This window comes from Streptomyces sp. NPDC059452, from assembly GCF_042750035.1.
Lineage (GTDB): Bacteria > Actinomycetota > Actinomycetes > Streptomycetales > Streptomycetaceae > Streptomyces.
In genome coordinates, this window is sequence record NZ_JBHYVE010000014.1 from 118,719 (window position 1) to 126,046 (window position 7,328).

Annotated in this window: 5 protein-coding genes and 1 tRNA gene; 3 read left to right on the forward strand and 3 right to left on the reverse strand. The window is 70.6% G+C overall.

Going from position 1 to position 7,328, the window contains the following annotated elements; all coding sequences use genetic code 11:
• Nucleotides 1-157: 157 nt before the first annotated feature.
• Both ACFW9Z_RS19955 and ACFW9Z_RS19960 read right to left on the reverse strand, forming a co-directional pair.
• Nucleotides 158-2,692 (reverse strand): ABC transporter permease, encoded by a 2,535-nt coding sequence (locus ACFW9Z_RS19955; RefSeq protein WP_384642364.1) that lies wholly within the window; start codon nt 2,690-2,692, stop codon nt 158-160.
• 89 nt (nt 2,693-2,781) lie between these two features.
• The gene (locus tag ACFW9Z_RS19960) at nt 2,782-3,552 is read right to left on the reverse strand and encodes an ABC transporter ATP-binding protein (RefSeq protein WP_384642367.1); all 771 of its coding nucleotides are present in this window, start codon (nt 3,550-3,552) and stop codon (nt 2,782-2,784) included.
• Between the two features lie 577 nt (nt 3,553-4,129).
• Between ACFW9Z_RS19960 and ACFW9Z_RS19965 the strand changes: the two genes are divergently transcribed.
• The 3 genes from ACFW9Z_RS19965 to ACFW9Z_RS19975 all read left to right on the forward strand — a co-directional run bounded on the left by ACFW9Z_RS19965 (nt 4,130) and on the right by ACFW9Z_RS19975 (nt 5,899).
• Nucleotides 4,130-4,215 (forward strand) — tRNA-Leu (locus tag ACFW9Z_RS19965).
• Nucleotides 4,216-4,506: 291 nt separating this feature from the next.
• Nucleotides 4,507-5,388, forward strand: coding sequence for a Bax inhibitor-1/YccA family protein (locus ACFW9Z_RS19970; RefSeq protein WP_384642370.1), 882 nt, complete (start codon nt 4,507-4,509; stop codon nt 5,386-5,388).
• A gap of 193 nt (nt 5,389-5,581) precedes the next feature.
• Nucleotides 5,582-5,899 carry a hypothetical protein gene (locus ACFW9Z_RS19975; RefSeq protein WP_384642373.1) on the forward strand — a complete coding sequence of 106 codons (318 nt, stop codon included), beginning with the start codon at nt 5,582-5,584 and terminating at the stop codon, nt 5,897-5,899.
• A gap of 57 nt (nt 5,900-5,956) precedes the next feature.
• On the opposite strand, the gene ACFW9Z_RS19980 is transcribed toward ACFW9Z_RS19975, so the two are convergent.
• Entirely contained in the window at nt 5,957-6,829 is an 873-nt protein-coding gene (locus ACFW9Z_RS19980) for a hypothetical protein (RefSeq protein WP_384642564.1), read from the reverse strand.
• Between the last annotated feature and the right edge of the window lie 499 nt (nt 6,830-7,328).

The following is a 7,328-nucleotide window of genomic DNA, read 5'->3' on the forward strand; positions in this document are numbered from 1 at the left end:
GGGGGGGGTGTGGGGGGGGGAGCCCCGTGACCGCCCATTGATCGTGTGGTCCTGGGGCGGGGGGGCCGGCCCCCCCCCCCCGGGGGGCCCCCCGGCCCCTCGTCGTCCCTTCGTCCCTCTGTCCCTCTGTCCTTCGTCCCGGTCCCCGGGACTCCGGTTACTCGGTCTTGATCGCCGTCAGCATGTTGAGCTTCGCGGCGCTGCGGGCGGGCCACAGGGAGGCGAGGACGCCCACCAGGCCGGCCAGGGCGAGGAAGATCGCGAGGCGGTCCCACGGGATCACCAGGGCGTAGCCGGGGATGTCCTTGGCCAGGGTGGAGCCGATCGCCCAGCCGAGGAAGACCCCGAGGCCGACCCCGACCACCGCGCCGAAGACCGAGATGACGACGGCCTCCAGACGGATCATCCGCTTGACGCGGCCCCGGTCGAGACCGATCGCCCGCAGCATGCCGATCTCCTGCTGCCGCTCGAACACCGACATCGCGAGGGTGTTGACGACCCCGAGGACGGCGATCAGCAGGGCCATGGCGAGGAGCCCGTACATGATGTTCAGCGCGGTGTTGACGAAGCCGCCGAACATGTCACGGATGTCCTGCCGGTCCATGACGCTCATCGCCGGGTTGTCGCCGAGCGCGTCCACGATGGCCTGCTCGTTGGCCTTGCTCGCGCCGCCGTCCGTCTTGATCCAGATCTCGCGGATGGCGGAGTGGGCGCCGGGGCTGTGCTCGTCGGCGAGGGCCTTCGGGATGACGAAGGGCGAGAGGAACTCGTTCTCCTCGTAGAGGGCGCCGATCGTCAGCTTGCCCTTCTTCTCGTCGTCGAACTTCACCGGGAGGGTGTCGCCGGTCTTCCAGCCGTTGGACTTCGCGGTCTTGGAGCCGACGGCGACCTGGCCGTCGTTGAGCGAGCCGAGCGAACCGGAGACCGTCTTCAGGGCGAAGACCTTCTCCACATCGCCCGGGGTGACGCCGGAGGCGGAGTGGAACTCGCCGTCGATCTCGAAGTACGCGGCCTGCTGCGGGGAGAGGGCGGTGACGCCGTCCGCCTTCGACAGGGCGGTCAGCGCCGACTCGTCGAGCGAGTCGCCACTGGCCATCGTGACCATGTAGTCGGCCTTGATGTTGTCCGTGGTCATCTTGTCGATGGCCTGGCCGAGCGTCACACCGAGGACCGAGATGCCGGTGACCAGGGTCAGCCCGATCGCCAGGGCGGAGGCGGTGGCTCCGGTACGCCGCGGGTTGCGGACCGCGTTCTGCGAGGCCAGCTTCCCGGAGACACCGAACAGCTTCGTCAGCGACGGCCGCACCAGGGCGATGACCGGGCGGGAGAGCAGCGGGATCAGGATGATGACGCCGATCAGGGCGAAGAACGCGCCGCCTGCGACCAGCTGCCTGCCGGACACTCCGCCGGCCGCCGCGCCGCCGACGATCCCCGCCGCGCCGAGCAGGGCGATGACGCCGCCGATCGAGTTCCGTACGACCAGGGACTTGGTGGTGGCGGTGGCGTGCACGCTGCTCATCGCCGCGACCGGGGCGATCCGCGCGGCCCGGCGGGCGGGCAGCCAGGCGGCCAGGACGGTGATCAGGATGCCGACGGCGAAGGCGGAGAGGACCGCGGTGGTCGAGACGACCAGCGGACCGGCCGGGATCTTGCCGCCGAGGAGCCCCATCGCGGAGCGCAGCCCGGTGGCGAGGCCCAGACCGAGGGCGAAGCCGATGACGGAGGCGAGCGTTCCGACGACGGCGGCCTCGATCAGCACGGAGCGCTTGACCTGGCGGCGGGTGGCGCCGATGGCCCGCATCAGGGCCAGCTCACGGGTGCGCTGGGCGACCAGCATGGTGAACGTGTTGGCGATGAGGAAGATGCCGACGAACAGGGCGATGCCCGCGAAGGCCAGCAGCATGGTGTTGAGGCTGCTGAGACCGCTCTCGATGCTCTTGGCCTGCTCGTCCGCGAGGGCCTTGCCGGTCTGCGCGGTGGCCTCCTCCGGCAGCAGCGGAGTGATCGCGTCCAGCAGCTTCTGGTCGGACGCGCCGGCCGCGGCGGCCACGGTGGCGTTCTGGAAGACGCCGGGCTTCAGGTAGAGCTGCTGGGCGGTCGCGGTGTCGAACAGCACCAGGCTGCCGCCCGCGTTGACCGCGCCGTCCTCGGTGGTGAAGACACCGGAGAGGGTGTACTCCTTCACCGGCCCGTTGGTGGCGACCCGCACCGGGTCGCCGACGCGGTACTTGCCCTTGGAAGCGGTGTCCTTGTCGAGCGCGATCTGACCGCTCTTCACCGGGCCGCTGCCGTCGGTGAAGTCGTACGCGGTGTCCTTGCCGTCCTTGCCCGGGGCGAAGTTGCCCCCGGTGTTGGACCAGCCGTTGCCGATCAGCTTGCCGTCGGGGTCGGCGACCCCGGCGAAGCCGTTGACGCGGCCGGTGACGGTGTCCACGCCGTCCAGGCCGCGGATCTTGTCCAGGGTGGCCTCGTCGAGGCCGGGGTTCTTCTCGTCGCGCCCGTCGGCGTAGGTGGAGACGGCGACGGCCACGTTGTCGTAGCTCTTGGCGGACTGGTTGCGGAAGGCGTTGCCGAGGGTGTCGGTGAAGACCAGGGTGCCGGAGACGAACGCTACGCCGAGCATGACGGCGAGCACGGTCATCAGCAGCCTGGCCTTGTGCGCGAGCACATTGCGCAGGGCGGTACGGAACATGTCTGTGTGTCCTGGGATGGGTTCCGGAAGGGGGGGCGTGGGGCGCGCGGGAGCGGCGGCCGGGGCGCGGTGGCCTCGGGCCGTCCGCGTCAGCTCGTGCGGCCCTTCGCGTCGAACGCCTTCATCCGGTCGAGGACGCCGTCGGCCGTCGGGTGCATCATCTGGTCGACGACCGCGCCGTCCGCCAGGAAGATGACCCGGTCCGCGTAGGAGGCGGCCACCGGGTCGTGGGTCACCATCACCACGGTCTGGCCCAGCTCGCGCACCGAGTTGCGCAGGAAGCCCAGGACCTCGGCGCCGGAGCGCGAGTCCAGGTTCCCGGTCGGCTCGTCACCGAAGATGATCTCGGGCCGCGCGGCCAGGGCGCGGGCCACGGCGACGCGCTGCTGCTGACCGCCGGAGAGCTCGGTCGGCCGGTGCTTCAGCCGCTCGGAGAGCCCCACCATGTCGATGACCTTCTGGAGCCACGCGGCGTCGGGCTTCCGGCCCGCGATGTCCATCGGCAGGGTGATGTTCTCCAGCGCGGTGAGCGTCGGCAGCAGGTTGAACGCCTGGAAGATGAAGCCGATCTTGTCCCGGCGCAACTGGGTGAGCTGCTTGTCCTTCAGCGTGGACAGCTCGGTGTCACCGATGCGCACCGAACCGCTGCTGAAGCTGTCGAGACCGGCGACGCAGTGCATCAGCGTCGACTTGCCGGAGCCCGAGGGGCCCATGATCGCGGTGAACTCGCCCTGCGGGAAGTCCACGGTCACCCGGTCCAGGGCGACGACCTGCGTCTCACCCTCGCCGTAGACCTTCGACAGCTCCGTGGCGCGGGCAGCCACCGCGGTGGCGCGGTGAACGGTGGGGGTGGTGGTCACAGGGACACTCCTGGTTCGGGTGATGCGGACGTGGCACACGAGGTGCTGGGGCGGCGCTGACGGCGCTGCCCGGGGACTTACTCCATCGTTACGTCCGGATCGCCCCGGGGCGTCACTCCCGATGCCCGTTCCCGGGGCCCTCTTGAGTCGCATCACAGGGGTGGAGCCGTCCTCCTCGGGTATGACATCGACCCTGACACGTCATCCACCGGCCCCTGACACGTCATTCACCGGCCGACCCCGTGACGCACGGTGATGGCCTCCCGGTAAGGGGCGCGGGCCCGCATCACCCCGGAACAAGGCCCCCCACCGGCCCCTCGGCCCCCAAGGGTGGCGGACCCCCTGGCGAACCATGGCGCGCACCTGGCGCATTGGGCCGTACGGGTGCGGCGACTTTCCGTCAATCCCGTCCGGCGTCCTGCCTGCCGGTATCCGGTGCGGGCGCGTGGTGAGGGCGCGCGTATGTGCTGACGGTCCCTCAAGCGGTCAATAAAATAGGACAACATCGCGCCACTGTTCCGCTGATCGGGGGACGCCCCCGGATAGGGTCAGTTGCCAACGCGGAGCCGCGCGGCACGCCCGGATGGTGGAACGTAGACACGGCGAGCTTAAACCTCGCTGCCCCTCGGGGGCGTGCCGGTTCGAGTCCGGCTCCGGGCACCACGCACCTTACGGGGGGTGACCGGGCATAACGGGCCGGAGGCGGCGGGCACGCGGGGTGCACGGGGTATGCGGGGTACGCGAGCGGGCTCGGGAACACCGTGGGGACACCAGGACCCCGAACGGCCCTCTCCGGCGATCTTGTGGCGACGGGGTGTCGGTCCCGGTCCGGCGGGGTTTCCCAGGTCCGTGCGGGCGACGGTGATAAAGATCCTCCTCTGGCACTAGGGTGATTCTTTTGCCTACCCATTACCCTTGTCGCGAGGCCACGCAGTGTGGCCATGGAGGAGTGAGATGAGGAGCAGCAACCCGGTCTTCTCGCGACGGGGGTTCAGCCGCGACAACGGCCACGCGGGCTTCAACGCGGCGCCGCAGGCCGGGGCCGCCGCGACGGGGGCCAACCCGTTCGCGCAGGGCACCGCCGCTAACCCGTACGCCACCAACCCTTACGCACAGCAGGGCCAGCCCGGCGCCCCGGCGCCCGCGCGCACCGACGCGATGACCATCGACGACGTGGTGACGCGTACGGCGATGACGCTCGGCCTGGTGGTCGTGGCCGCCGCCGTCGCGTGGTGGGTCATGCCGGTCGACCAGGCCAACCTGGGCACCGCCATCGGCGTCGCCGTCGGCGCCGCGATCATCGGCTTCGTGCTGTCGCTGGTGAACTCGTTCAAGCGTCGGCCCTCGCCGCCGCTGATCCTGACGTACGCGGCGTTCGAGGGTGTCTTCCTCGGCATCGTCAGCAACATCGTCAGCTACTACGTGGCCCCCGGCGCCGCGATGCAGGCGGTGCTCGGCACGATGGCGGTCTTCGCCGGTGTGCTGATCGCCTACCGCACGGGTCTGATCCGGGTCACGCGCCGCTTCTACGGCTTCGTGATGGCCGCCACCATCGGCTTCATGCTGCTGATGATGGTCAACATGCTGTTCGCCGTCTTCGGCGGCGGTGACGGCCTCGGCTTCCGCAGTGGCACGCTCGGCATCATCTTCGGCATCGTGGCGATCGTGATCGGCGCGTGCATCCTCGCCCTCAACTTCAAGCAGGTCGAGGACGGCATCGCGTACGGCGCCCCGCGCGAGGAGGCATGGCTGGCCGCCTTCGGCCTCACCGTGACCCTCGTGTGGATCTACATCGAGATGCTGCGTCTCGTCGCCATCCTCAGCGGCGACGACTGAGTCGACCGAGTCGACGGCTGAGCCGACGACCGAGTAGACGGCCGAGGCGGTGGCTCACCGGGAACGTGCCGGTGGAGCAGCGCCCGTGCACCATCCGAAGGGCCCCGCAGGCATCGCGCCTGCGGGGCCCTTCGGTGTGTCCCCGGCGCAGGGCACGTGGCAGCCCGGCTCCGCGGGCGCGTAGGGTCGGCGGGTGCTCGATACGACGCCTCTGATCCTGGCCGTGGACCGATTCGCCGACCGGCTGCGTTCGGCCCCGCAGAGCCGCCTCCAGCGCGGTGCGGCCGCCGAAGCGCTGGCCGCCGCCCGCGAACTCGCCGTACGGGCCCAGCGCCTGGAGAGCCCCGGGGCGGAGCCCCGCGTGCTGCCGGACGCCGGGGTGTTCGCCGTGGGCGACCAGCTCGCCGTCACCGGGCGGGATCTGGCCCTGGCACTGGTGACGGCCCCGTCCGGAGAGCTGGACGAGGCCGTGCGATACGTCGAGGAAGCGGCGGCGCGGGCTTTCGCTTAGCCGGGCCCGCGCCCGGGGGACCGTAACGATCCGGTTGGAAGTACGGGAAGTATCCGATCAGAACGAGGCGATGACCCGGTCCGCGAGGATGTAGACGTTGTCCTCGCCGCAGGAGAAGGTCAGGGCGTACGCGCCCGAGACGCCCGAGCCGCCCAGCAGCACCGGCTGCCGGCCCGCCCGCAGCGCGTCCGCGAGCCGTTCGGCCGTCTCGCGGTGGCCGGGGGTCATGCAGAGCGTGGTGCCGTCGGCGAAGACGTACACATCGAGCGTCCCCAGCGGTCCCGGCCGCACATCGGTGAGCTCGGTGGCCAGGTCGGCCAGCTCCTCCAGGCGGCTCACGGTGCGCTCGTGGTCGGTGACGACCGGCGTCTGTACGGGGACGAAGTCCGGGTGCGAGGGGTGGCGGCGGCGGGCCGCGGCCAGCTCGGGGGAGTCCTCGGGGAACTCCGCGACCTCCGGAAGGTCCGGCAGCTCCGTGAACTCACCGGCGAACTCACCGGCCTCGTGCTCCGCCAGCGTCCGCTCGCTCAGCTCGGCCAGCTCCTCCATCGCCTCGGCCGCTTCGAGGTCCAGCGACTCCAGACCGGCGAAGTCGGCCTGACGGGGGAGGTAGAACGGGGTGTCCTCGCCCAGCCCCGGCATCCCACCCAACAGGGACGGGGCGTCCGCCGCGTCACGGGCCTCCTGGGCGGCCCAGAACGCGCGCGCCTCGGCCAGTTCGCGCTCCCGCTCCTCCGCCAGCGCCTCGGCCACGGCCGCGCGTATCTCCTCGACGGGGGTGGCGGTACTGCGGCTCTGCGGTGGCACCGACACACCGGGAGCGCGGCTCTCGGCCAGCTCCGTGCGCAGGCCCGCGACCTGCTTGCGCAGCCCGTGAGCGGCATGCAGCGCGGCGGCGCCGACGGCCGTGGCAGCGGCGGTGGTCAGCAACAGGGCAAATGACATGGCGCTCACTGACAACTCCCGGTTTCAATCGATACCCCCGACTTCCTACATCAGCTTGACCTGTACCTGTACCGACTGTCAGTGCATTACGTCACGAAATGGACAGGTCTTTCGGTCCTGGGTTTACCCCCATAACTGCGGTGACCTGCGGAAACGACTCTCCCCCGGGACGCAGATCACATCCTGGGGGAGATTCGGTCACGGTCGGGGCTCGGGCGGATTCGTCCCCCCCGGTGCGGAGGGAAGCCCTACCGGCCTCGCAAGGGAAGCCCCGGAGCCCGTACGGGGTCTCAGCTCAGCCGCTCGTGCTGGTGGTCGCGCTGGGCTTCGCCTCCGCTGCGGGCAGGTGCCGCACTCGTACCTCGCACGACCCCTACCCTCCGCTGCGACTCAGCTCAGCCGCTCGTGCTGGTGGTCGCGCTGGGCTTCGCCTCCGCTGCGGGCAGGTGCCGCACTCGTACCTCGCACGACCCCTACCCTCCGC